Source organism: Ureibacillus sp. MALMAid1270, from assembly GCF_049202975.1.
In the GTDB taxonomy this organism is placed as follows: Bacteria; Bacillota; Bacilli; order Bacillales_A; family Planococcaceae; genus Ureibacillus.
Map to the genome: position 1 here is coordinate 1 of NZ_JBMIRP010000096.1, position 24,586 is coordinate 24,586.

25 protein-coding genes are annotated in these 24,586 nt (G+C 36.1%); all 25 read right to left on the bottom strand.

Translation table 11 applies throughout. The features are described 5' to 3' along the window. Positions 1–178: 178 nt before the first annotated feature. Complete coding sequence (locus tag ACOQFO_RS14840; RefSeq protein ID WP_421690448.1) at positions 179–586, bottom strand: F0F1 ATP synthase subunit epsilon; 408 nt, start codon at positions 584–586, stop codon at positions 179–181. Between the two features lie 24 nt (positions 587–610). Then, a complete protein-coding gene (gene atpD / locus ACOQFO_RS14845; protein WP_421690449.1) occupies positions 611–2,026 on the bottom strand; it encodes a F0F1 ATP synthase subunit beta in 1,416 nt (471 codons plus the stop codon). 85 nt (positions 2,027–2,111) lie between these two features. Further along, a complete protein-coding gene (gene atpG / locus ACOQFO_RS14850; RefSeq protein ID WP_421690450.1) occupies positions 2,112–2,975 on the bottom strand; it encodes an ATP synthase F1 subunit gamma in 864 nt (287 codons plus the stop codon). Between the two features lie 41 nt (positions 2,976–3,016). Further along, the gene (gene atpA, locus ACOQFO_RS14855; RefSeq protein WP_421690451.1) at positions 3,017–4,531 is read right to left on the bottom strand and encodes a F0F1 ATP synthase subunit alpha; all 1,515 of its coding nucleotides are present in this window, start codon (positions 4,529–4,531) and stop codon (positions 3,017–3,019) included. Between the two features lie 26 nt (positions 4,532–4,557). After that, positions 4,558–5,094, bottom strand: coding sequence for a F0F1 ATP synthase subunit delta (locus ACOQFO_RS14860; protein ID WP_421690452.1), 537 nt, complete (start codon positions 5,092–5,094; stop codon positions 4,558–4,560). Further along, positions 5,091–5,621, bottom strand: coding sequence for a F0F1 ATP synthase subunit B (atpF, locus tag ACOQFO_RS14865; RefSeq protein ID WP_421690453.1), 531 nt, complete (start codon positions 5,619–5,621; stop codon positions 5,091–5,093). The genes ACOQFO_RS14860 and atpF overlap by 4 nt, the downstream gene beginning before the upstream one ends. A gap of 229 nt (positions 5,622–5,850) precedes the next feature. Next, positions 5,851–6,075 carry a F0F1 ATP synthase subunit C gene (atpE, locus tag ACOQFO_RS14870; RefSeq protein WP_421690454.1) on the bottom strand — a complete coding sequence of 75 codons (225 nt, stop codon included), beginning with the start codon at positions 6,073–6,075 and terminating at the stop codon, positions 5,851–5,853. 76 nt (positions 6,076–6,151) lie between these two features. Next, the gene (atpB, locus tag ACOQFO_RS14875) at positions 6,152–6,865 is read right to left on the bottom strand and encodes a F0F1 ATP synthase subunit A (RefSeq protein ID WP_421690455.1); all 714 of its coding nucleotides are present in this window, start codon (positions 6,863–6,865) and stop codon (positions 6,152–6,154) included. A gap of 29 nt (positions 6,866–6,894) precedes the next feature. Then, positions 6,895–7,266 (bottom strand): ATP synthase subunit I, encoded by a 372-nt coding sequence (locus ACOQFO_RS14880; protein ID WP_421690456.1) that lies wholly within the window; start codon positions 7,264–7,266, stop codon positions 6,895–6,897. Between the two features lie 472 nt (positions 7,267–7,738). Further along, a complete protein-coding gene (wecB, locus tag ACOQFO_RS14885) occupies positions 7,739–8,860 on the bottom strand; it encodes a non-hydrolyzing UDP-N-acetylglucosamine 2-epimerase (protein WP_421690457.1) in 1,122 nt (373 codons plus the stop codon). Between the two features lie 131 nt (positions 8,861–8,991). Continuing rightward, entirely contained in the window at positions 8,992–9,621 is a 630-nt protein-coding gene (gene upp, locus ACOQFO_RS14890) for a uracil phosphoribosyltransferase (RefSeq protein ID WP_421690458.1), read from the bottom strand. Positions 9,622–9,794: 173 nt separating this feature from the next. Then, entirely contained in the window at positions 9,795–11,972 is a 2,178-nt protein-coding gene (locus tag ACOQFO_RS14895; RefSeq protein ID WP_421690459.1) for an EAL domain-containing protein, read from the bottom strand. 175 nt (positions 11,973–12,147) lie between these two features. Further along, on the bottom strand, positions 12,148–13,392 hold the full coding sequence (gene glyA / locus ACOQFO_RS14900; RefSeq protein ID WP_421690460.1) for a serine hydroxymethyltransferase: 1,245 nt from the start codon (positions 13,390–13,392) through the stop codon (positions 12,148–12,150). Positions 13,393–13,491: 99 nt separating this feature from the next. Next, positions 13,492–14,037 (bottom strand): TIGR01440 family protein, encoded by a 546-nt coding sequence (locus tag ACOQFO_RS14905; RefSeq protein ID WP_421690461.1) that lies wholly within the window; start codon positions 14,035–14,037, stop codon positions 13,492–13,494. Positions 14,038–14,121: 84 nt separating this feature from the next. Then, complete coding sequence (rpiB, locus tag ACOQFO_RS14910; RefSeq protein ID WP_421690462.1) at positions 14,122–14,559, bottom strand: ribose 5-phosphate isomerase B; 438 nt, start codon at positions 14,557–14,559, stop codon at positions 14,122–14,124. Between the two features lie 456 nt (positions 14,560–15,015). Continuing rightward, positions 15,016–16,323: a methyl-accepting chemotaxis protein gene (locus ACOQFO_RS14915; protein ID WP_421690463.1), complete on the bottom strand. Its 1,308-nt coding sequence runs from the start codon at positions 16,321–16,323 to the stop codon at positions 15,016–15,018. A 4-nt stretch (positions 16,324–16,327) separates the two neighbouring features. Next, a complete protein-coding gene (locus tag ACOQFO_RS14920) occupies positions 16,328–16,768 on the bottom strand; it encodes a low molecular weight protein arginine phosphatase (RefSeq protein WP_421690464.1) in 441 nt (146 codons plus the stop codon). A 36-nt stretch (positions 16,769–16,804) separates the two neighbouring features. After that, a complete protein-coding gene (locus tag ACOQFO_RS14925) occupies positions 16,805–17,308 on the bottom strand; it encodes a manganese efflux pump MntP family protein (RefSeq protein WP_421690465.1) in 504 nt (167 codons plus the stop codon). 214 nt (positions 17,309–17,522) lie between these two features. Continuing rightward, positions 17,523–18,560, bottom strand: a complete 1,038-nt coding sequence (locus ACOQFO_RS14930) for an L-threonylcarbamoyladenylate synthase (protein ID WP_421690466.1) — start codon at positions 18,558–18,560, stop codon at positions 17,523–17,525. Between the two features lie 101 nt (positions 18,561–18,661). Next, a complete protein-coding gene (locus ACOQFO_RS14935) occupies positions 18,662–19,267 on the bottom strand; it encodes a stage II sporulation protein R (protein ID WP_421690467.1) in 606 nt (201 codons plus the stop codon). A gap of 45 nt (positions 19,268–19,312) precedes the next feature. Beyond that, positions 19,313–20,176: a peptide chain release factor N(5)-glutamine methyltransferase gene (gene prmC / locus ACOQFO_RS14940; protein ID WP_421690468.1), complete on the bottom strand. Its 864-nt coding sequence runs from the start codon at positions 20,174–20,176 to the stop codon at positions 19,313–19,315. Next, positions 20,163–21,239 carry a peptide chain release factor 1 gene (gene prfA / locus ACOQFO_RS14945; RefSeq protein ID WP_421690469.1) on the bottom strand — a complete coding sequence of 359 codons (1,077 nt, stop codon included), beginning with the start codon at positions 21,237–21,239 and terminating at the stop codon, positions 20,163–20,165. The genes prmC and prfA overlap by 14 nt, the downstream gene beginning before the upstream one ends. 201 nt (positions 21,240–21,440) lie before the next feature. Further along, a complete protein-coding gene (locus tag ACOQFO_RS14950) occupies positions 21,441–22,022 on the bottom strand; it encodes a thymidine kinase (protein WP_421690470.1) in 582 nt (193 codons plus the stop codon). Between the two features lie 616 nt (positions 22,023–22,638). Then, a complete protein-coding gene (gene rpmE / locus ACOQFO_RS14955) occupies positions 22,639–22,839 on the bottom strand; it encodes a 50S ribosomal protein L31 (RefSeq protein ID WP_421690471.1) in 201 nt (66 codons plus the stop codon). Between the two features lie 177 nt (positions 22,840–23,016). Next, positions 23,017–24,300, bottom strand: coding sequence for a transcription termination factor Rho (gene rho / locus ACOQFO_RS14960; protein WP_421690472.1), 1,284 nt, complete (start codon positions 24,298–24,300; stop codon positions 23,017–23,019). Positions 24,301–24,586: the final 286 nt, after the last annotated feature.

Sequence of the window (24,586 nt, forward strand, 5' to 3'; positions counted from 1 at the left end):
CCGAAGGAAGGACTTTCACCTTCTAGATGATGAACCTTCTGGGATTCGGGAGTTGTTATTACCGCGGTAACATCCTCCAACCTTTAACAGTTCATCCTGTGCAGTAGTTGCACATGGTGCGACTGCCCGTCGCACAAAAAAAGCGGACAGTTAATTCTGTCCGCATTTGTTAGTTCTATTACACATTACCCTCATGAACGTTGATACGATTGATGGCACGTTTTAATGCTAATTCAGCACGTTGGAAATCGATTTCGTCTTTTTTACCTTTTAAGCGTTCTTCTGCACGAGCTTTTGCCTCTTGGGCACGAGCTAAATCGATTGAAGAAGCTACTTCAGCAGAAGGAGCCAAAATCGAGATTTTATCAGGACGTACTTCAATGAAACCACCACTAACAGCAACGTAATCACTTTTACCGTCAGCGTTTTTTAATTGCACACCACCGATTGCAAGTGGAGCAACTAAAGGAATGTGGCCAGGAAGGACCCCTATTTCCCCTGATACCGTTTTAGCAATGACCATTGCTACTTCAGAATCGTATACTGGGCCGTCGGGAGTGACAATATTGACTTGTACTGTCTTCATATTTTTTCCTCCTCGTCCCTAATATTATACCTCTACGCCCATAGCTTTAGCTTTTTCAACAACTTCTTCAATGCTACCAACTAAACGGAAAGCATCTTCTGGTAAGTGGTCATATTTACCTTCAAGAATTTCTTTGAAGCTACGTACAGTATCTTTTACTTGTACGAATGAACCTTTTTGACCAGTGAATTGTTCTGCAACGTGGAAGTTTTGAGATAAGAAGAATTGAATACGACGAGCACGTTCAACTGTTTTCTTATCTTCGTCAGATAACTCATCCATACCTAAGATAGCGATGATATCTTGTAATTCACGGTAGCGTTGTAATGTAGATTGTACACCACGAGCTACTGCATAGTGTTCTTCACCAACGATTTCAGGTGATAATGCACGTGAAGTTGATGCTAATGGATCCACCGCAGGGTAGATACCCATCTCAGATAATTTACGCTCTAAGTTAGTTGTTGCATCTAAGTGAGCGAAAGTTGTAGCTGGAGCTGGGTCAGTATAGTCATCGGCTGGTACATAGATCGCTTGGATAGATGTAACAGATCCTTTGTTTGTTGATGTGATACGTTCTTGTAAAATACCCATTTCAGTTGCAAGAGTTGGTTGGTAACCTACGGCAGAAGGCATACGACCTAATAACGCTGATACCTCAGAACCTGCTTGAGTGAAACGGAAGATGTTGTCGATGAATAAAAGTACGTCTTGACCTTGTTCATCACGGAAGTATTCAGCCATTGTAAGACCTGTTAAAGCAACACGCATACGTGCACCAGGTGGCTCGTTCATTTGACCGAATACCATTGATGTTTTACTAATAACACCTGAGTCGCTCATTTCGTGGAATAAGTCGTTACCTTCACGAGTACGTTCACCTACACCAGCGAATACGGAAATACCACCGTGACCTTGAGCGATGTTGTTAATTAATTCTTGGATTAATACTGTTTTACCTACACCGGCACCACCGAATAGACCTACTTTACCACCTTTAATATATGGAGCTAATAAGTCTACTACTTTAATACCTGTTTCAAGAATTTCAACTTTTGTTGATAATTCTTCATATTTTGGAGCTTCGCGGTGAATTGCATCACGACGAGCTGATGTTGGTATTTCTTCACCAAGGTCAATAACTTCACCTAGTACGTTGAATACACGTCCTAAAGTTACGTCACCAACTGGTACAGAAATTGGTTTTCCTGTATCTGTAACTTCTGCTCCACGTTTTAAACCGTCAGTAGATGACATGGCAATTGTGCGGACAGAATCGTCACCTAAATGAATAGCTACTTCTAACGTTAAAGTTACAGCTTCTTCGTTTGGACGTTCAATCTTAACTGTTAACGCGTTATAGATTGCTGGTAATTGGCCGTTGCTGAATTTTACGTCAACAACTGGACCCATTACTTGGCTAACGTGTCCTATGTTCATTTCTGTGTGCCCTCCTATCGAGTTTGGTATGTAGTAAAATCGAATCGATTTCACCTTAACCTTTAACGAAATTGGGAAGCACAGCCTATTCTAAGGCTGCAGCTCCACCAACTATTTCTGTAATTTCTTGTGTAATAGCCGCTTGACGTGCACGGTTATATAAAAGATCTAATGATTTGATTAATTCGTCTGCGTTGTCTGTTGCAGCTTTCATCGCTGTCATACGAGCAGCATGTTCACTTGCTTTACCATCTAAAATTGCACCGAAAACTAAGCTTTCTGCATACTGTGGTAATAATACTTCTAAAATTGCCTCCGCACTTGGATCGAATTCATAAGAAGCAGTTACACCTTCAGAAGCTGGTGCTAAATCAGTAATTGGTAATACCTTTTTCTCAGTAACTTCTTGTGAAATAACACTGATATAGTGGTTATAGTACATATACAATTCGTCATATGTACCATCAGCGAACATACCAACAGCTTTACGAGCGATTGCTTTTACGTCTGAGAATGCAGGTTGGTCTGGAAGGCCGATTACACTATCAACAACGTTGAAACCACGTTTAGTGAAGTAATCTTTACCAACACGACCAATCGCTAAAATGACATACTCATCTTTAGACTTATGACGTTCATTTAACGTATTTACTAATCCACGAATAACACTTGAGTTATATGCCCCTGCTAGTCCACGGTCAGAAGTAATAATGATATAGCCCGTTTTCTTAACAGGACGAGAAGTTAACATTGGATGTGTTGCATCCGTTGTACCTGAAGCTATTGCCGCTACAACATCTTGAACTTTCTCCATGTAAGGTACATAACTTTTTGCATTTTGCTCAGCACGTGTTTTCTTAGAAGCAGAAACCATTTGCATCGCTTTAGTCATCGCTTTAGTTTTCTTCGTAGAATTAATACGATTTTTGACCTCACGTAAGTTTGCCACCGGTATTTCACCACCTTTTAATTTTTAATCACAATGTACTATTAAGCTTGTTCTGATACTGCAAAAGTCTTTTTAAATTCGTTTAGAGCAGCTGCCATTTCTGCATCAGATGGAAGTTCTTTAGTCGTACGAATATGATCTAAAATATTTGTGTGGTTTACATCTAACCAGCTGTATAGTTCAGCTTCAAAACGTGTGATATCTTGAACTGGAATATCATCTAAGAAACCTTTAGTTAATGCATAAAGGATTGTTACTTGCTTTTCAACTTTAATTGGTTTGTTTAAGTCTTGTTTAAGAACTTCAACTGTACGTTTACCACGCTCAAGTTTTGCAAGAGTTGCTTTATCTAAGTCAGAACCAAATTGTGCGAATGCTTCAAGCTCACGGTATGCAGCTAAGTCAAGACGTAGTGTACCAGCTACTTTTTTCATCGCTTTAATTTGAGCAGATCCACCTACACGTGATACTGATAAACCGGCGTTAATCGCTGGACGTACACCTGAGTGGAATAAGTCTGATTGTAAGAAAATTTGTCCATCAGTGATTGAGATAACGTTTGTTGGGATGTATGCAGAGATATCCCCAGCTTGTGTCTCAACGAATGGAAGAGCTGTAATCGAACCATTTTTGTAAGTTTCGTTTAATTTCGCAGCACGCTCTAATAGACGGCTGTGTAAGTAGAATACGTCACCTGGGTAAGCTTCACGACCTGGAGGACGACGTAATAATAATGAAAGCTCACGGTAAGCTGCCGCTTGTTTAGATAAATCATCGTATACGATTAATACATGTTTACCTTGTAACATGAACTCTTCAGCCATAGATACACCAGCATAAGGAGCTAGGTATAATAATGGAGCTGGTTGAGAAGCAGATGCAGTTACAACGATTGAGTAGTCAAGAGCTCCGTGTTTACGAAGTGTTTCAACTACACCACGAACTGTAGATTCTTTTTGACCAATTGCAACGTAGATACAAATCATGTTTTGGTCAGCTTGGTTAAGGATTGTATCGATTGCGATCGAAGTTTTACCAACTTGACGGTCACCGATGATTAACTCACGTTGTCCGCGTCCGATTGGAACTAATGCGTCAATCGCTTTAATACCTGTTTGTAATGGTTCATGAACTGATTTACGAGCCATTACGCCGAAAGCTGGGCTTTCGATTGGACGAGATTTTGTAGTATTGATAGGACCTTGTCCATCCACTGGTTGACCTAGTGGGTTTACTACACGACCAATTAGTTCTTCACCAACTGGTACTTCCATGATACGACCTGTACGACGAACTTCATCGCCTTCTTTGATGCCTAGGTAGTTACCAAGAATAATGATACCAACGTTACCATCTTCTAAGTTTTGAGCCATACCCATAACACCGTTAGAGAACTCAAGTAGCTCTCCAGCCATGACGTTGTCGAGGCCATGAGCACGAGCGATACCGTCACCGACAGTGATTACCGTACCAACTTCGCTTACTTCTAATTCAGATTGGTAATTTTCAATCTGCTTTTTTATCAGCACGCTGATTTCTTCAGCCTTGATGCCCATGAATGTCACCTCTCACATTTCTTTTATTAACCAACTAACGTACGTTTTAATCCCTCTAGCTTGCTAGCTACAGTATTATCAAAAATGTAGTTGCCGATTTGAACGCGTACTCCACCTAATAGTGAAGGATCGATTTCGTTTGTTATGTTTAATTTCACTTTACCAACACGAGCTGCAAATGCAGTAGAGATTTCTTGAATCTCTGCATCAGTTAAAGCACGAGTTGAATATACTTTTGCGTCTGCTGCACCTTCAGCATCAGCAGCTAATACTTGAAACTCTTCTGCTACATTTGTTAGTTCATTAACTCTTTTCTTTTCGATTAGAAGTTCTAGAGTGTTTACTACAATTTTGTGAGCATTAGAGAAAATTTCTGCAACGATTTGTTTTTTACGTTCAATAGAGAACTTTGGATTAGCTAGTAATGAAAGTAACTCTGGGTTTGTATCAATTACTTTTACTAATTCCTTCAGGTCACTACTTACTTCTGCAAGAGCTTTTTTTTCTAAAGCTAATTGAAATAGAGCCTCAGCATAACGCTTTGCTACTTGGGATCTACTCATTTCGCTTCGCCCGCCTTCGCAATCGTTTCTTTAATTAGAGCGCTATTGTCTTCTTCAGAAATTTCTTTGCCAAGAACTTTAGAAGCAGCAAGAACTGATAGTGATACAACTTCTTCACGTACAGCAAGGATTGCTTTTTCTTTCTCAGTTTCGATTTCACGAACTGCAGACTCTTTTAAGCGATTTGCTTCTTCACGTGCAGCTGAAATAATTTCTTCACGTTGTGTATCGCCTTGTTTCTTCGCACTTTCAATAATTGATTGTGCTTCAGTACGAGCTTCTTTTAATAATGCTTTTTGTTCTTCTAAAACTTTAGCTGCTTCTTTACGTGCGTTTTCAGCTGCGTCGATTTCGCTTGCAACTAATTCTTCACGTTGTTTCATGATGCCCATTAAAGGACCCCATGCGAACTTTTTAAGAAGTACCATTAAAACGATGAAAATAACAAGTGTTGCTAATACGTCACCGCCATTAAATAGTTCATCATGCCCGGCCTCAGCTAGTAGTACAAAATTATTTAAACCCACGATTGTTTCACTCCCTTCAAGAGCTTGGATACTTTAGCGCCAATATGTATACTTAGTTAACTTGATAAAATAAGCTAGTTCCTAAGATAAGACGCCATTCTATTTTAAAAATTCACTTTGCTTTCAATTTCAAAATACTAAAAAACACATACGTCTTTTTTCAAGAAAAGGAATGGCGAAGTATCTAAATTGAATGATCTTCGCCATTCTTATAAGACAATTTCAACCATTATTGGTTCATTACGATGAATGCTACTACTACTGCGATGATCGGTAATGCTTCTACTAACGCAACCCCGATGAACATTGTAGTTTGAAGTGGACCACGAGCTTCTGGTTGACGAGCGATCCCTTCTACTGTACGTGATACGATTAAACCGTTACCAATACCTGCACCTAGTGCTGCTAAACCGATTGCGATTGCTGCTGCTAATAAACCTACTGAACCTACCATTGATAAAATCCTCCTTGGATTGTTTGTATTTTTTGTTTTAAAGCATATTAATGTATTACACTAAAAGCTTTTATAATTAATGGTCTGCACTCACTTTGTGAGAAAGATAAACCATTGTTAACATTGTAAAGATGAATGCTTGGATAAATCCGATAAAGATTGAGAACCCTTGCCATGCCATCATTGGAATAATTGCACCAAAGAAACCTACTAAACCTGAACCTGCAAGACCTGCAAGTAATCCAAGTAAGATTTCCCCAGCGTAAATGTTACCGTAAAGACGTAGACCTAATGTTAAAGTGTTTGCAAATTCTTCAATAATTTTAAGTGGCAACAAGAATGACATTGGTTGAACAAATGTTTTTAAATAATGTCCAGTTCCTCTCATTCGAATACCATAGTATGTCGCAAGTACTGTAACCATTGTCGCTAATGTCATTGTTACAACTGGATCAGCTGTTGGTGATTTCCACCATAGTTCACCTTTAATTGTAATACCAGAGAAAGGTAACCCTAAAAGGTTTGCAACTGCGATAAACATGATAAGCGTAATACCTAAGATGTGGAAACGTCCACCTGTTTTCCAATCCATGTTACTATTGATAATTCCTTTAACAAAGTCCATAATCCATTCGAAAAAGTTTTGCATACCAGTTGGTTTTAACTTTAAATTTCGAGTGGCAACAACTGCGATAATAAATACGATAGCTGCTGTAATAATTAACATAAGAACTGTAGATAAGTTAAATGTTAAGAAGCCAAGTTCAAACGTTGGAGCTCCATGACCCATTACTGCATTTCACCTCACTTTCCATTGCACTACTTATTTTTAACTAAATATACGATAGCCCCTATAATTAGGATTACGTATGGAATCATTAGCCCTATTACTGTGCTAATTAAGTGGAAATATTCGGGCAACGAAATTGCGATAGCTACTGCTGCAACACCTGATCCAAAGCGTAAAGCTGTACCAATTGAAGCTGTACGTTTTCCTTCGCTAAAGTTCCGATCAAACTTGTCCATCCGTCGAACTAATATCCAAAAGTTATACGTACCAAAGAATGCACCGATACCTATTCCTAGAAAGATTGATCCGTACGGAGTAAATCCCCACCCTAATGCACAGAGAGCAAACAAAAAAAATAAAGCTTTCTTCTGCATAGTGAAAATGTGATGCAAATCTAGCATTGGCGTATATCTCCTGAATAATTTTTCGAGTAAACATGGTATTGGTAACCACTTACAGACATCAAGTGAACGCGTTTACATAAAAATCATCAATTAGGCAACCGATCCTCTCGTTTATGTCGAAATTTCACGATTTCACAAATAATCCTATATTTTTGAGATTTTTGTAAACAAAAACATTAGTATTTATACGCTTGATGACGTTGCAAATTGACATTTAATGGTTTTAACTGCCAATCTAGTAGAAACTTAATATAACAAGTGTTTTCAGGCCATTTGACCTTGCAAAACCCTTATCACACTTACCCTTTGTAAGCATACAATAGCGAAAAAATGATGTCAATCGGTTCAGGTGAAAAACTTCACAACTTACAAAAGATTGTCAAATTGTTGACAAATTCATGACTGAATGTTGACTTTTAAATTTTGAAAGATGTTGAATTTTGTCGCAAAAATTTGGCATTGATTAGTATTATTTGCTTTTCTTAAAGAACTTAATCAATGCTTCAACAATTCTACGCGATGCAAATCCATCTCCATATGGATTAGAAGCATGTGCCATCTTTTCATATGCAGCTGAATCCTCGATTAGTTCTTTCGCCATAGAATAAATCGTTTCTTCATCTGTACCCGCAAGTTTTAAAGTCCCCGCAGCTATTCCTTCAGGGCGTTCCGTTGTGTCACGTAATACAAGTACTGGTTTACCTAAAGAAGGAGCCTCTTCTTGCACCCCACCAGAATCAGTTAATATCATATATGATCTTGCTGCAAAGTTGTGGAAATCTAAAACTTCTAATGGTTCGATTAAATGAATACGATCGTCATTTCCTAAAATTTCATCAGCTACTTCACGTACTGCTGGATTTAAATGAACTGGATACACCACTTGTAAGTCATCATGCTCCGAAAGTAACCGCTTGATAGCACGGAACATATTTCTCATAGGTTCACCTAAATTTTCACGACGGTGAGCAGTTAACAAAATCATTCGATCATTTCCAATTTTATCTAGCACTGGATGATTATATTGTTCACGAACCGTAGTTTTAAGGGCATCTATTGCAGTATTTCCAGTAACAAAAATTGTATCAGGGTTTTTGTTTTCTTTAAGTAGATTTTGTTTAGATTGTTCTGTAGGAGCAAAATGCAGATCCGCAAGAACACCTGTTAACTGTCGATTCATTTCTTCTGGATAAGGAGAATACTTATTGCCCGTTCTTAATCCCGCCTCAACATGGCCGATTGCAATTTGATTATAAAATGCTGCTAAACTTCCTACAAAAGTAGTTGATGTATCGCCATGAACAAGTACGATATCTGGCTTTGCTTCTTTCATAACTTCATCGAGCCCACGTAATGCATTTGTTGTAACGTCAATTAGTGTTTGGCGATCTTTCATGATGTTTAAATCATAGTTTGGAGTAATTTCGAAAGTTTCTAATACTTGGTCTAACATTTGACGATGTTGCGCAGTTACAGCAACGATAGATTCGATTGTTTCTGTATGTTTTTCTAGTTCTAATACAAGAGGTGCCATTTTAATGGCTTCAGGTCTTGTTCCGAAAATGGTCATTACTTTCCACTTTTTACTCATAACAGAATGCACCACCTTATTATTTTACAGAGAAAGCGCCCTTTATATCAATAAGGACGCGTTTCTTGTGTTCGTTCTAAACTATTAAATCATTTTGAATTAAGCAACTTTAACTAAATTTGTGGAATCACTTATTTCGTTCCAAATAAACGATCTCCTGCGTCACCTAATCCAGGAATAATATAGCCATGGTCATTTAATTTTTCATCTAGTGCAGCGATGTAAATATCTACATCTGGGTGTGCTTCTTGAATTACTTCAACACCTTCTGGAGCAGCAATTAAGCACATAAACTTAATATTTTTCGCACCGCGTTTTTTTAGTGCGTTAATTGCTTCAACAGCAGAGCCCCCAGTAGCAAGCATCGGGTCAACTACGATGAATTCACGTTCTTCTACATCCGCAGGAAGTTTCACATAATATTCAACGGGTTTTAATGTTTCAGGGTCACGATACAAGCCTACATGTCCAACTTTTGCAGCTGGTATAAGTTTTAAAACACCTTCAACCATTCCAAGACCTGCACGTAAGATAGGAACAATCGCTAATTTTTTTCCTGATAATACTTTTGTTTTAGCTCTTTGAATTGGCGTTTCGATTTCGATTTCCTCTAGTGGCATATCACGTGTGATTTCGAATGCCATAAGTGTGCCGACCTCATCAACTAATTCTCTAAATTCTTTTGTTCCAGTATTTTTATCACGAATATACGTTAACTTATGCTGGATTAAAGGGTGATCAAATACATAAACTTTACCCATTGGGATCTCTCCTATCTGTTGTTAATCTAACTAAGTATAACAAAAATGTATGCTACGCTAAAGTACAGAATCCGACACAATTATTACAACAATTTATCAATGTTAATATTACGAATTCCCTTAAGCAAAATAAAAAGGTGTGACCAAACCAAATATGCCACACCTATCGGTAATCATTCGATTTTCTGCTGAAATTCTTCTAAAGGTAGGGGCTTATGGAATAAATACCCTTGTCCCGTATGACAACCAAGTGTTTGAAGTAGACGAGCCTGTTCTTCTGTTTCTACTCCTTCTGCTACGGTAGTAATATTAAGTGCATGTGCAATATCAATTATTGCCTTAACAATGGCATAAGTTCCAGAATCCTGAAGTTTCATCGTGAAATTACGATCAATTTTCAATTCTGAAATAGGTAGTTCTTGCAAATAGTTCAGTGAAGAATATCCCATACCAAAGTCATCAACGCTTGTACTAAACCCTTTTGCATTTAACTCATTAATAATTTGTCTCGCCTTTGCCAAATCCACAAGACTCATATTTTCCGTAATTTCAATAATAATATTAGACGGATTTGCATTATACTTTCTCACTAATCCAACTAACTGCTCTACAAACTTAGGATGGTAGAAATGTTCTGGTGAAATATTTACCGCAACCGGTACAATATTTAAACCTTTACTCTCTCTACTCTGAAACCATTGCAGAACTTGTTCAATTACTTGTAAATCAATATCCCTTATTAACCCCTTTTTTTCTGCTACTGGCATAAAATCTTGCGGTGAAATAAACCCAAGCACAGGTGAATTCCATCTAGCTAATGCTTCAATGCTATTAATTGAACGGTTATGCATATTGACTTTCGGCTGAAAATAAACTTGAATTTCTTTATTTTTCACTGCTTCAGTTAAATGGCTACTAATAAGCAAATGCTGATTTATATTCGCATCCATTTCTTTTTTATATTGAATAGCTACATTTCCTGCTCTACTTTTCGCTATTCTAAATGCATTTTCAGCAAAACGAATCGCATCATTATACGAAACTTTTTCATTAAATGGAGACATCCCATTTTTCAACGTAATGTATACTGGATTGTTTTGAATAATAAATGGGGTCTCAACTAAAATATCCATGATTGCTTCAAAATCCGGAATTTTTTCACCAACAACATGACTAGTAAACGATATAATTTTAGAACTAGAAAAGCGTCCGATGACATCTTCTTCTCTTCTTCTCAACATATTCATTTTCCTGCACAATTGTTTTAGTAATTCATCCCCTGCGTCACGACCATATAACTCTACAATTTCCGAAAACTCAGTTGGTTCAATAATATGTATTAAGCCAAATATTTGTCGCTCTTCAAGTTCTCTTAATTTCTCCATAAAACCTAGACGATTTGGTATTCCAATTGGAACGTCATTATAAGCAAGGAAATAGATTTCCTTTAATTTTTGTTCGTATATGTAAGCTAACGAAATTAAATTATTGATTTTATGTAAAAATTCTTTATAAACGATTCCATCTTGTGAGATTACCCCGTCAAAATACATAAAGATCACACCAATCCCATGATTCGCATGATTTCTTATAGGGATGATTAAACACTTTGATAATTCATGTTTCGCAACAATTTCTTTATGAAGTTCATGGACTTTAACGTTATAAGTTGCTTTAAGTAAATAGGACTCTCGTGTTTCAATAAATTGTTTATAATATTCAATTTCAGCTTTTCTTTGTATAAGAATTGGATGGATTTGTCCATTGTTTTGTGATGATACCATTTGCAACATACTATTGTTTTCATCTTCTTTAATGAAGATAGTTGTAAATGTTTTAAATTGGAATACTTCATCTAATCCTTTACATATGATCTGCAATTTTTTGAACAGCGTGCTCTCATGTTCAATGGCAGTGTAAATTTTTTCTTCTATATAATGTATTATTTGTTCTAAATGATATTGTGAGTAATTATCAAAGATTAACAATGTTAGTAAACTATCTTTATTTTCATCTAAAAAGGGAATCGACAGGACATCTACTAATGATGGCATGCCTTTTTTGTTGTTTAATAATATATCTACCTTAGTTAGTTCACCATTATGGATATTTTCTTCAAACGTTTTCAAATTCTTATTATTTTCATACGAAAATAGTAAATCATCTGTTTGCTTATTTATTAATTCTTCTTTTTGAAACCCAGTCATCTGACAAAAGAGGTCATTTACATCTAGAATGGAAAGTTTATTACGAACCACTTCTAGAATGATATAACCCTTTTTGGACTGTTCCCCAAGAAGCTTCACTGATTGAAAGAGGGGAATTTTACTTTTGTCCAATTGCTGTATCATCTATTTCCCCTCCATTTACTTAATATTAGTAAAGAACATTTTACCTTTTTTGGGCACATTAAGTAAATATGTATTATGTATCAGTAATTTAGTAATACTTACTAAATGAAAATAGGGTATCGCAAAGAGATCGTCTTGATCATCTTTGCGTTACCCTATCAATTAATTGCTAGAATTATGCGTATAATGGATATTTATCAGTAAGAGCTTTTACTCGATCTGCACATTCTTTTTTCGTAGCTTCATCTTCTGGATTTTTAAGAAGTTTTGCAATGATTAAACCAACTTCTCTTAAATCTTCTTCTTTAAATCCGCGGCTAGTTACAGCTGCTGTACCAAGTCGGATACCAGATGTTACGAATGGTTTTTCTTCATCGTAAGGGATTGTATTTTTGTTACATGTAATCCCTACTTCATCAAGAACGTGTTCGGCTACTTTACCAGTTAAACCAACTGATTTAACGTTTACTAATAATAAGTGATTGTCAGTACCACCTGATACGATTTTTAAACCTTCTTCAGTTAAAGTTTCTGCTAAAGATTTAGCGTTCGCTTTAATTTGAATTGCATATTCTTTGAATTCAGGTTGTAATGCTTCACCAAATGCTACTGCTTTTGCAGCGATGACATGCATTAATGGTCCACCTTGAATACCAGGGAAAACTGCTTTATCGATTTTTTTAGCTAGTTCTTCATCATTTGTTAAAATTAATCCACCACGTGGACCACGTAATGTTTTATGTGTTGTTGATGTTGTGAAATGAGCGTAAGGTACTGGTGATGGATGTTCACCTGTTGCTACAAGACCAGCAATGTGAGCCATATCAACCATGAGGTAAGCACCAATTTCATCTGCAATTTCACGGAATTTTGCAAAGTCGATTACACGTGGGTATGCAGAAGCACCAGCAACGATTAGTTTTGGTTTATGTTCTAATGCTTTAGCACGTACATCTTCGTAATCTATTACATTAGTATCTTTGGTAACACCGTATTCTACGAAATTATATTGAACACCTGAGAAGTTTACAGGAGAACCGTGTGTTAAGTGACCACCATGAGAAAGATTCATACCTAGAACAGTATCACCTGGTTGTAATAATGTATAATATACTGCCATGTTAGCTTGTGCACCAGAGTGAGGTTGTACGTTAGCAAATTTAGCTCCGAATAATTGTTTTACACGATCACGAGCGATATCTTCAACTACGTCTACATGTTCACAACCACCATAGTAACGCTTACCAGGATAACCCTCAGCGTACTTGTTAGTTAGCACAGATCCTTGTGCTTCCATTACTGCTTCAGAAACAAAGTTTTCAGACGCAATTAACTCGATATTCGATTGTTGACGTTTCTTTTCCGCTAAAATCCCTTCAAGTACAGCTTTGTCTTGTACTGCTAATTTCTCATAAGCCATTTTTCAAAACTCCCTCTACTATTTTTTATATTGGTGCCAGGCACTCAAACAACTCCGACTCATCTGAATTGTTTGAGTACCTGGCAATAATTAATTTATCTATTCGTAAATAGCTCTTGGTCCACCGATTAACTTTGGACGAGTTTTTGCAACAGTTACAATTGCTTCACCAATCTGTTTAACAGTTGTTCTAATTGGGATAGCAACTTCTTTTAAATGCATTCCAATAAGAGTTTGACCAATATCAATACCAGCGTGAGCGCGAATATGCTCTACAACGACAGGTTGTTGTAACTGTGAAAAAGCATAGGCAGACATTGATCCACCAGCATGTTTAACCGGTTTTACAGTAACTGGTTCATAACCAAATCTTTCTGCCGCTTCATATTCAAGTGTTAATGCACGGTTAATATGTTCGCAACCTTGAAACGCTAAGTATAAGTCATTTCTTTGTGCAAATTTTTCGAATTCTTTATATAGAACTTCAGCTACTTCCATTGCTCCTGCAGTCCCAATTTTTGAACCAATGACTTCTGATGTTGAACAGCCAACAACAAAAAGTTGCTTTGGTTTGAATTCTGTTTGTTGCTCTAGCTCTGTAAGAAGCTGTGCTAATTGATTTTGAATATGGTCTAAAGTTGCCAATTTACACACTTACCCTTCTATAAATACCAGGTCCCATACGTCTCTTTGACTATGAGTTTTTGTATGGACCTGGGATTTTTAAACTTATCCTTCAAGCTCTGAAATTTTTTCTACTCGACGTGTATGACGTCCACCTTCAAAGTCTGTGTTTAACCATGTTTTTACAATTTCACGTGCTAAACCTGGGCCAATAACTCGTTCACCCAGTGCTATAATATTTGAATCGTTATGACATCTTGTAGCTTTTGCACTAAACACATCATGCACTAATGCACAACGAATGCCTTTAACTTTATTGGCAGCAATTGACATCCCAATACCAGTACCACAAATCAGTATTCCACGATCTGCTTTTCCAGTTGCAACAGCTTCTGCTACTGGCTTTGCATAGTCTGGATAGTCTACTGAATCTGTTGTTTTTGGACCGAAATCTTCATACTGAATTTGAAGCTCATCTAAAAGATCCATAATTTCTTTTCTTAAATTATTACCACCATGATCAGAAGAAATGGCTATTTTCACTTTTCTTACCTCTTTTCAATTTCTACTAAAGGCAGATTAACCTGAGAAAGTTCACTTTAAACATTTTAGGCTTACTTTTAGTAGTTGTAATACAGCGAGTAGATATTTCTACTCTTAAATATTAACAACAGTTTACCATGACTTTCAATTGAATAACATGGATTTTAATAATATTTAATAAATGTTTTTTTCTTAAAACACGAATGATTATTAAAAAATTAATACGAATATTCATATTTCAGGGTAAAAAAACCACAAATATGTTACTAGTAATAGTAAAACATACGGAAATCATATAATCAACGAAAATTTTGATATATATTATTAAAACAAATGATTACAGAATATTCAGTTTTAAATATATGTTGGGGAAAATAACTATGGTTAAAAATGAAAAAAGCACACAACCAATCTGGATTACCTTTTTCCAAATTGGATTGTGTGCTATCTATTTTATTAATTTGTTCTGTCAAATTGTTGGATCACTTTATACAGCTGTTCTGATTGTGATTTTAAATCACGAGAAAGTTTTTCGATTTGTTCGATTGCATAAGCTTGTTCTTCTGTTGAACTACGCACTTCTTCTGCACCAGCTGAAGTTTGCTCTGCAATCGCAGCTACTTCTTGAGATTGGTGAGCAGTTGTTTCAATATTCTTCATTTGCTTTTCAACTAATCCAGAAATATCAACGACAGCATCTGCCATACTATGTACATTCGTAGCCATACTTTCTACTAATCTTGTTGTCTCAGAAACTTTAGCTGACTCTTTCACTGCAAATGTCACTTGTTCATTCATCTGTTTAACAACAATGTGAACGTTTTCTTGCATAGTTTGAATTAAGGAAGTAATGCCTTTTACTGCTTTAGCACTCTCATCTGCTAAACTGCGAACCTCTTCAGCTACTACTGCGAAACCTTTACCATGTTCTCCAGCGCGAGCCGCTTCAATTGAAGCATTTAAAGCTAATAGGTTTGTTTGGGCAGCAATGTCACCTACTAAACCAATAATTCTTTCAATTTGTTCTGCATTTTTTTCTAATTGGTGAATGTTTTTTAATGCTTCTTCATTACCTGTTACGATTTGTCGGATACTATTAACTAGTCCTTGAATTGAATCTGTTGTCGTTTCTAATTCTTGAATAATCTGTTTTGACTGAGTGGCAGAATTCAATGCACGAGCATTTACTTCAGAAGCTAGTTCACGAACATCTTCTATTGCTTCTACTGTTCCTTGTACCGCTTCTGCAGATTGTTCAGCACCTTGGGAAATTTGACTTACCGTTCTTGCAATTCCTTCTGCTTGACTGGCAGCAGATGTAGTTTGTTCAGATAAATCAATAATTGCTGAGTTCGTCTTTTGGAAATTTGTATCAATACTCTCTACCATTTGACGAAGATTCACAATCATTAACTGGAACGCTTCAGCTACGGATTGGATTTCATCACGAGTTTTCGGCATCTCAACATCATGTCCAATTTTCCCTTCAGAAACACGTCTTGCAGTTGCTTCTAATCTCTGTAAAGGCTTTGTAATAATAACTGATAATATCGCAGCTAAAATACCAGACCAAATAATACCTAATAAATATGTACAGATTTCAAACCAAACCTTATTAGATAAAAAATCAAACTGAGCAAAAAAGTATGGATGTAAATAACGAATAAAAACAAAGCTTGTCGAGTAAGTAATTAACGCTAAAATTGTTACAAATAATATGAGTTTCTTCCGCAAGCTAAAAGCATTCTTACCTTTCTGATTCATAAGACTAGCCTCCAGTTATTTTGTTTTCTAGTTCATCTATTAGTTTTTTTAGTTCTTGATAAGTTTGTGCATATGTAAACATATCACCACCGAAAGGATCTGAAACATCTTTTGAACTATATGGTGTTACATATTCTTTCAGTGTATATGTTTTTCCTTCTGCGCTTGGAAATGAACGAACAATCATTTCTTTATGTGCAAGTGTCATGGTTAAAATTAAGTCAGCCCATTCAATATCATTCTTATTTACTTGGCTTGTTTTGTGGTCAAAATCAATCCCTTCATTAGAGAGAACTGCTCTAGAGTTTTCAGAAATCCCTCCCCCTTCTAATGCATAGATTCCTGCTGACTTTACTTCGACACCTTTTATATTCTTATGTTTTAAGATTGCTTCTGCCATTGGACTACGACAAGTATTTCCAGTACAAATAAAATAAATATTCATGCTGCCGCCTCACAATTCACTTACGTATTTTGTTTTCTAATTATTGAGTAAAGCATAGACGCTAAAAGTCATCAAAGAAATTCCGGCGATCCATTTTAATGACTGACCTTTAAAAGAACGCTGGCTTCTTCTCGCAAGAGTTAATGAAATATAAGATAAGACAAAAGTCCAAATACCTGCACTGATAATAAATAAATATTTCTGTAAATTAAGCATACCAAAAGATATGCTTACTGAAAAGGTATCTAAACTCGCTGAAATAGCCAATATCCATACTGGAATCGGTGTAATTTGTCTATTGTGTGTAGAAAGTATCAAGTGTAAACCTATAAAGAACAATAAAATGCTCGAAATAATATTCGACCATTGCATTAAAATTGCAACCATCATATTTCCAATTGTAAATCCAATAATCGGAAATATCATGTGTAATAGGGCTGTCCAAAGTGCCAAAAAAAATCGTTGCTTAACTGTTGAAAGCAGTAAATATAACGCAACTACATCAAGTGCTACTACGAGTCCTATTAGAATTTCCTGCAAGCTCGTCCTCTTTCCTTTGGTATAATTTCTACCATTTTATGCGAAAGAGACAAGTATTATCATTTTTATTCTATTTTATTGTTTCATATTTTGTAAAACACAAATTATTTTTCTTAATGAATAAATAGGTTCGAATAAGCTACTCTTTTTTCGACTACATAAAAAAATCCACCAAATTTATAAGGTGGACACTGTTTGAATAATTTAAAACAACTTATTTCAACTGATACCATTTCCCTCCAGCTGCTTTTTCAAGTCGGTTCATAATGGCTGCACCAACTCCATCGGTAGATGTAGTCGTTGCTAGAATAATCGATGCATTTGTTTTATCACATGCACGTAAGTCATCGTATAGTTTTACACCTATTTCATCTTTATCTCCATCTTGTCCAAATGAAAAGAAATAGTCTGCTTTTAACTCTTCAAACTCACTTGGAGCTAGTAAAGCGATAATTTCACCTTCTTGGCGTAATTGTTCGATTGCTTTCTCGACTGTCGGTAAATCTTGTTCGATTAAGTATACTGGCGCATTTGGTGCATAGTGAGTATATTTCATACCTGGTGCTTTTGGTGTTTCCTTCTTGTCTTGCTGGGATAACGTTGGTTGGTTCACCTCTCCAATAACTTCCTCTAACATTTCCTTCGTAACCCCACCTGGACGTAAAATAGCTGGGGGGGTTACCGTTACATCAAGTACAGTCGATTCCAATCCAATTCCTGTTGGACCACCATCAAGAATTAATGGAATAAGTCCCTGTAAATCTTCTTCTACATGTTCTGCTTTAGTTGGACTTGGCTTACCACTTTTGTTTGCACTTGGAGCAGCAACTGGTTGTTTTAGTAGTTGTAATAAATTTAAAGCAACTGGGTGGTCAGGCATACGTAGCCCCACTGTCGTAAGACCAGCAGTTACACTTTTAGCAAGAACATTTTTTTTGGCTTTCATTACAATTGTTAGCGGGCCTGGCCAAAATTTTTCCATACACTTTATAGCAATTTCTGGAATTTCTTCTATATATGTTGATACTTCTTCAATAGATCCAATATGTACGATAAGTGGATTATCTGAAGGGCGACCTTTTGCTGCAAAGATTTTATTTACAGCCTCGTTATTTGTTGCAATAGCTCCCAAACCATAAACCGTTTCAGTTGGAAATGCAACGACTTCACCCTTATTTAATAAATCCACAGCCTGTTGATAAGCTTCCGACTTATCCACATCATTATTCACAGAAATACAAGACGTTTTCATGCTCACACTTCCTTATTTCAACGAGTTAACTCTATACTTATTCACAACATGTGGACAATTTATTCTTTCATTGTGAATACTTTATCCAGTAAATCTTTCTTCTATAAACCAAATAGACTTAAAAACCATTCCCAAATTACGAATACTACTTCAGTTTCTTCTTTCTCTTCTTCAACATTTTCTTTTTCTGCACTGCTTGGACCTTCACAAATATTTGGGAAAATACTGCACCAAAAGTTATCCCCACGTCCATCACCAATTGTTACAACTAAAGAATTATATAAACTTTGTGGATAAAAATAATTCACATCCACTTTTGCAGGAATCAAATGCTTACCAACTGTTATTTTCACATCTTGATCAGCATAATTTTGCTCAATTGCAAAGTATAATTTTGCAATTGTTTCGTCATTACTTAAAGCTAAAAGTTCATTTTGTTTAATTTCAGAAAAAATTGGAGATAAGCTTTCAACCATTTCTTCTTTTAATTGTTGATCTGCTACTGTATTACTATTTGCTATTACTCTAATTTTCAATGAATCATCTACTAAACTATCGCGAGTTTCATAGAATTGTTCCATCACTTGTGGAGCCATAAGAATGATACAGTAAACTGCAACTGCACTAGCCACTAATCTTAATACACTAATGATTGGATGATATTTAATTGGATTTTCTAATCTTGTAATCTCGTAATCGTTTAACATAGTTTCATTCCTCCCTGACACCATGATTGTCAGAAAGGAATGTTTTTATACATCTATTTCACAAAAAATCATTCTATTTTTTTTGTTAATATCTTTTACTATTTCAATTTTTGCTTGTGGAAAACTATTTTTAAAGAAATTTGCCACTTTTTCACCTTGTGTATAACCTATTTCTAAACCAATTAAAGCTGGTTTATTTAATAGATTTGGAAGGTTTTCTGCTAGTTTCCTATAAAGAATTAACCCATTTTCTTCAGCAAAAAGAGCTGTATGTGGCTCGTGTTTTAATACAACCTCGGACATATCAACCGCTTCATCAAAAGCAATGTATGGAGGGTTGGATAAAACAACATCCCATTTTTCGTTTTGGATTGGATTCGTCAAATCCCCTAAACGAAAATCGATTTTAGCTTGGAGTTCATTTGCGTTTCTCTTGGCCGTATTAAGAGCGTCTTGTGAAATATCTGTTGCTGTTACTTTAGCTGTTGGAAGTTCAAGTTTCATCGTGATTGCAATTGCTCCGCTTCCAGTTCCAATATCCACTAGATTAATTTCTTTATTTTGGCCAAATATACGTTTTATTCGATCCAGTGTACCTAAGATTAATTCTTCTGTTTCTGGACGTGGAATTAATACTGACTCATCAACTTGGAATTTTCTACCATAAAATTCTTCGTAGCCAATTAAATATTGCACAGGTTTTCCTTTTGCATGTTCATTTACAAATTGTTCAAAACGATTTAAATCTGCTTCGGTGATAGGCTCATGCATTCGCATCATTAACCCTGAATAGTTTGTTTCTAAAACATGTTGCAGTAAAATTCTTGCAGCATTTTCATCACGACCATTTTCCATTAAAAAAGAAGAAGCCCAATTAAGGGCCTCAAAATTTGTATTAAGCTTCATCATTTAAATTTGCTAATTTCGCAGATTGGTCTTCTAAAATAAGTGCATCGAAGATTTCATCAAGCTTACCTTCCATAATTTGATCCAATTTTTGAATCGTTAAGCCAATGCGATGGTCTGTGACACGGTTTTGTGGATAGTTATATGTGCGAATACGTTCAGAACGGTCTCCTGTACCTACAGCAGATTTACGTGTTGCGTCGATTTCTTTTTGAGCCTCTTGCATATACATATCAGCAACTCGTGCACGTAATATTTTCATTGCTTTTTCACGGTTTTTAATTTGTGAACGTTCATCCTGCATAGATACAACAACACCCGTTGGTAAATGGGTCATACGAACGGCAGACATCGTTGTATTTACGGACTGACCACCCGCACCAGAAGATGCGAATGTATCTACACGGATATCTTTTTCATGTATTTCAACATCTACTTCTTCAACTTCAGGTAAACAAGCAACTGTTGCAGTTGAAGTATGGATACGACCTTGAGATTCCGTAGCTGGTACACGTTGTACGCGGTGTGCACCATTTTCATATTTAAATCTTGAGTAAGCACCTTGACCATTGATCATGAAGATTACTTCTTTATAACCACCTGCTGGGTTTGGAGAGGCTTCCATTATATCAATTTTCCAACCCTGTGTTTCAGCATAACGCGTATACATACGGAAAAGGTCTCCAGCGAATATATTCGCTTCGTCACCACCAGCAGCACCACGAATCTCCATAATTACGTTTTTATCGTCGTTCGGGTCTTTTGGAATTAGCAAGATTTTAAGGCGTTCTTCTAGTTGTGGAATTTGTGCGTTCAATTCGTTAAATTCTTCTTTTACTAGTTCATGCATTTCAGGATCTTTTTCTAGATCAAGCATTTCTTTTGCTTCTGCTAATTGTTGTTTTACTTGTTTATACTGACGATATACTTCAACCATTTCCTGAATATCAGATTGTTCCTTTGAATATTCACGAAGTTTTTTGCTATCGCTTACGATGTCTGGATCGCTTAGTAATTCATTTAAACGTTCATAACGATCTTCAACCGCTTGTAATCGATCAAACATGTACTTCACCTCTATTGTTCGCTCTAATTTTGTTTATTTTATAATCGGCATTGGCCGTCGTCTATTGAAAAACCACTACATTAGTATATAGAAAATTATGCTATATCGCTAGTGTTATGGAAAAATGAAATTGAAAGTCATCATTGTATTTAAGGAAATGAAAATTAGAAATAAGTGCTTTTAAATTGTAACAATACTTGATTAAAGCGGCGGATTCGCATGGCATCTTCTACAAACTGGATAATATGAATCATTACCACCAATGTGAATTTGCTCACCAGTGTAAACTGGTTTTTGATTCTCATCTACTCTAAGGTTCATCGTAGCTTTTTTATGGCAGAACCAGCAGATTGTTTTCATTTCTTCTATTTTATCAGCATAGATGAGCATGTAGCGGCTACCTTCGAAAAGTTCATTTTGGAAGTCATTTTTTAAGCCGAAGCCCATAACTGGAATATTTAATTCATCCACAATTTTAGTTAATTGTAATACTTGGTCTTTGCTTAGGAATTGCACTTCATCAATTAACACACAATAAAGTTTTTCGTTTTCTTCATGATGGTGCTTTACGTACTCAAATAAGTTTGTGTGGTTGAAAACAGGAATTACTTTTCTTCTTAAGCCAATTCTACTTGATACATAACCTACTTCATCCCGATCATCTATTCCAGAAGTAAAGAGTAATACTGGTTTTTTCTGTTCTTCATAATTATGTGCAACTTTAAGAATTTCAATAGATTTTCCACTATTCATTGCACCATGTTTGAAAAATAACTGCGCCATTAAACTTCTACCTCATTTCTATAATTAGCTCACCCATATCTATACTATCCTTGAATGAGTTATGTAAAGTGATGATTGTTAAGTATGTATTGCGTTTTACGTTGGGTACTGTTGGAATATCTTCGTTACTTCGGGGTTTGAGACATTTTAAGGTGAATTCTTTAACTAAATGTCTCATATCGCATGGTTTTGGGATATTTCAATGTGATTTCTCTACCCAAATGTCTCATAACTACTGGTTTTAGGACATTTCAGGAAGATTTTCCTACCTAAATGTCTCATATCACGCGGTTTTGAGACATTTCAGGATGTTTTCCCTTACCAAATGTCTCATAACTACTGGTTTTGGGACATTTCAGGTTGTTTTCCCTACCTAAATGTCTCATATCACACGCTTTTGAGACATTTCGAGCTCATCCCATTCAACAAATGTCTCATTACACCTGCATTTGAGACATTTCAAAGAATTTCTCACTCTAAATTGTCTCAATAAAGCCCGAATAACTCCTTGTGTGCTCATTTACTACTATTTATGTAACAAGACTCAATTCAATAAAAAGTCCTTTTCCGTCAAAAAATGCCTGCCATTAGGATGGCAGGCATTTTAAATTTCATCTTATTTAAGACCGTATTTTTTGTTGAAACGATCCACACGTCCGTCAGCAGACGCGAATTTTTGACGGCCAGTATAGAATGGGTGACATTCGTTGCAGAACTCTACTACGATTTTTTCTTTTACTGAACCTGTTTCAAAAGTGTTACCGCAAGAGCACGTTACTGTTGCAGTTTTGTAATTTGGATGAATTCCTTGTTTCATATTCGTTTCTCCTCTCGCCCTGAACCATCTGGAACAGAGTAATTATTCGAACTGCACCTTACATAGCCCGAATATGTCGACTACATATGTGCACGTTGCATACTGAAAAATTATAACAAGAATTAAAATTGAATGCAAGGGTTTATAATATTCCTATTTTTGGCTATCTAAGTATCTTTATAATAGCCCTTTACCCTTAGTTGCTTTCTTCATTTCTTCATTTAACTTATCGAAGAATTCTTCATTTGTTTTAGAACCACGAAGTTTCTTTAAGAAACGCTCTGTGAAATCAGGAGCATCTGTAAACGTTTTACGAATCGCCCATAATTTTTCTAATTGCTCACTTGGGATTAGCAACTCTTCTTTACGTGTACCTGAGCGGCGAATATCAAGAGCTGGGAATATACGGCGTTCTGCAAGATTTCGATCTAAGTGGAGTTCAAGGTTGCCTGTCCCTTTAAATTCCTCATAAATTACCTCATCCATACGAGAACCAGTGTCAACTAGTGCAGTTGCAAGAATAGTTAAACTACCACCATCTTCAATATTACGTGCTGATCCAAAGAAACGTTTTGGTCTATGGAATGCTGCTGGGTCTATACCACCTGAAAGTGTTCTTCCACTTGGAGGAATGACTAAGTTATATGCACGAGCAAGACGTGTAATAGAATCCATTAAGATGATTACATCACGTTTATGCTCTACTAAACGACGTGCTCTCTCTAATACAAGCTCTGCCACTTTTACGTGGTTTTCTGGTAATTCGTCGAATGTAGAACTTACTACATCAGCATTCACTGAACGCTCAATATCAGTAACCTCTTCAGGACGCTCGTCTATTAACAAAACAATTAACTCAGCTTCTGGATAATTTGTTGTAATCGCATTCGCTATTTCTTTTAGAAGCGAAGTTTTACCGGCTTTTGGCGGAGCTACGATTAATCCACGTTGTCCAAATCCAACAGGGGCAACTAAGTCCATTATGCGTGTAGATAATTTATTTGGTTCCGTTTCAAGTTTAATATGACGATCTGGGTAAAGTGGTGTTAACGCTGGGAAGTGAACTCGTTCTTTTGCAATTTCAGGATCTTCGCCATTTACTGCATCTACTTGTAATAACCCAAAATATCGTTCATTTTCCTTTGGTGGTCGTACTTTACCAGATACTTTGTCTCCATTTCGAAGATCGAAACGTCGAATTTGAGAAGCAGAGATATAAATATCTTCTTTTGAAGGTGAATAGTTAATAGGTCTTAGGAATCCGAAACCTTCACTTGAAACAATTTCAAGAACACCTTCCATAAAGAAAAAGCCTTCTTGTTCAGAACGAGATTTTAAAATAGCAAAAATTAATTCTTTTTTTGTTAATTTACTATAATATGAAATTTTATAATCACGTGCAAGAGAGTATAACTCTTTTAATGTCATATTCTCTAACTGAGCTATAGTAAGTGCTGACATAGCATGACTCCAGTCTTTTTAGTTTTAATTTTCTACACTTTGGAATTAGTCTAACTGTAGGGTTAAAAATGAAAGTTTTGTAGGAAGGATGTCTGATAATGTGAAACTCAATTAGTGGGTTTTCCCATTAATTATTCGTTAAACCGTTTGTTATCGCAACTTAAACACCTTTAATTAAAGGTGGGAGTTTCCAACAATTACATCGGGTTAACTATATCATATTATCAGACATCATAGTTTAGAAGTTAATCAAATACGCCTTGGCGTATTTGTGCCCAGACTTTTT

Excerpts from the sequence above, each read along its gene's own strand:
- rpmE (WP_421690471.1), bottom strand. The coding sequence starts at position 22,839 with ATGAAACAAGGAATTCATCCAAATTACAAAACTGCAACAGTAACGTGC.
- ACOQFO_RS14860 (WP_421690452.1), bottom strand. The coding sequence starts at position 5,094 with ATGAGTAGATCCCAAGTAGCAAAGCGTTATGCTGAGGCTCTATTTCAA.
- ACOQFO_RS14915 (WP_421690463.1), bottom strand. The coding sequence starts at position 16,323 with ATGAATCAGAAAGGTAAGAATGCTTTTAGCTTGCGGAAGAAACTCATA.
- ACOQFO_RS14950 (WP_421690470.1), bottom strand. The coding sequence starts at position 22,022 with ATGGCGCAGTTATTTTTCAAACATGGTGCAATGAATAGTGGAAAATCT.
- upp (WP_421690458.1), bottom strand. The coding sequence starts at position 9,621 with ATGGGTAAAGTTTATGTATTTGATCACCCTTTAATCCAGCATAAGTTA.
- atpB (WP_421690455.1), bottom strand. The coding sequence starts at position 6,865 with ATGGGTCATGGAGCTCCAACGTTTGAACTTGGCTTCTTAACATTTAAC.
- atpE (WP_421690454.1), bottom strand. The coding sequence starts at position 6,075 with ATGGTAGGTTCAGTAGGTTTATTAGCAGCAGCAATCGCAATCGGTTTA.
- glyA (WP_421690460.1), bottom strand. The coding sequence starts at position 13,392 with ATGGCTTATGAGAAATTAGCAGTACAAGACAAAGCTGTACTTGAAGGG.
- ACOQFO_RS14920 (WP_421690464.1), bottom strand. The coding sequence starts at position 16,768 with ATGAATATTTATTTTATTTGTACTGGAAATACTTGTCGTAGTCCAATG.
- ACOQFO_RS14880 (WP_421690456.1), bottom strand. The coding sequence starts at position 7,266 with ATGCTAGATTTGCATCACATTTTCACTATGCAGAAGAAAGCTTTATTT.
- wecB (WP_421690457.1), bottom strand. The coding sequence starts at position 8,860 with ATGAGTAAAAAGTGGAAAGTAATGACCATTTTCGGAACAAGACCTGAA.
- ACOQFO_RS14935 (WP_421690467.1), bottom strand. The coding sequence starts at position 19,267 with ATGTTAAACGATTACGAGATTACAAGATTAGAAAATCCAATTAAATAT.
- prmC (WP_421690468.1), bottom strand. The coding sequence starts at position 20,176 with ATGATGAAGCTTAATACAAATTTTGAGGCCCTTAATTGGGCTTCTTCT.
- ACOQFO_RS14840 (WP_421690448.1), bottom strand. The coding sequence starts at position 586 with ATGAAGACAGTACAAGTCAATATTGTCACTCCCGACGGCCCAGTATAC.
- ACOQFO_RS14895 (WP_421690459.1), bottom strand. The coding sequence starts at position 11,972 with ATGATACAGCAATTGGACAAAAGTAAAATTCCCCTCTTTCAATCAGTG.
- ACOQFO_RS14930 (WP_421690466.1), bottom strand. The coding sequence starts at position 18,560 with ATGAAAACGTCTTGTATTTCTGTGAATAATGATGTGGATAAGTCGGAA.
- prfA (WP_421690469.1), bottom strand. The coding sequence starts at position 21,239 with ATGTTTGATCGATTACAAGCGGTTGAAGATCGTTATGAACGTTTAAAT.
- atpD (WP_421690449.1), bottom strand. The coding sequence starts at position 2,026 with ATGAACATAGGACACGTTAGCCAAGTAATGGGTCCAGTTGTTGACGTA.
- rho (WP_421690472.1), bottom strand. The coding sequence starts at position 24,300 with ATGTCAGCACTTACTATAGCTCAGTTAGAGAATATGACATTAAAAGAG.
- atpA (WP_421690451.1), bottom strand. The coding sequence starts at position 4,531 with ATGGGCATCAAGGCTGAAGAAATCAGCGTGCTGATAAAAAAGCAGATT.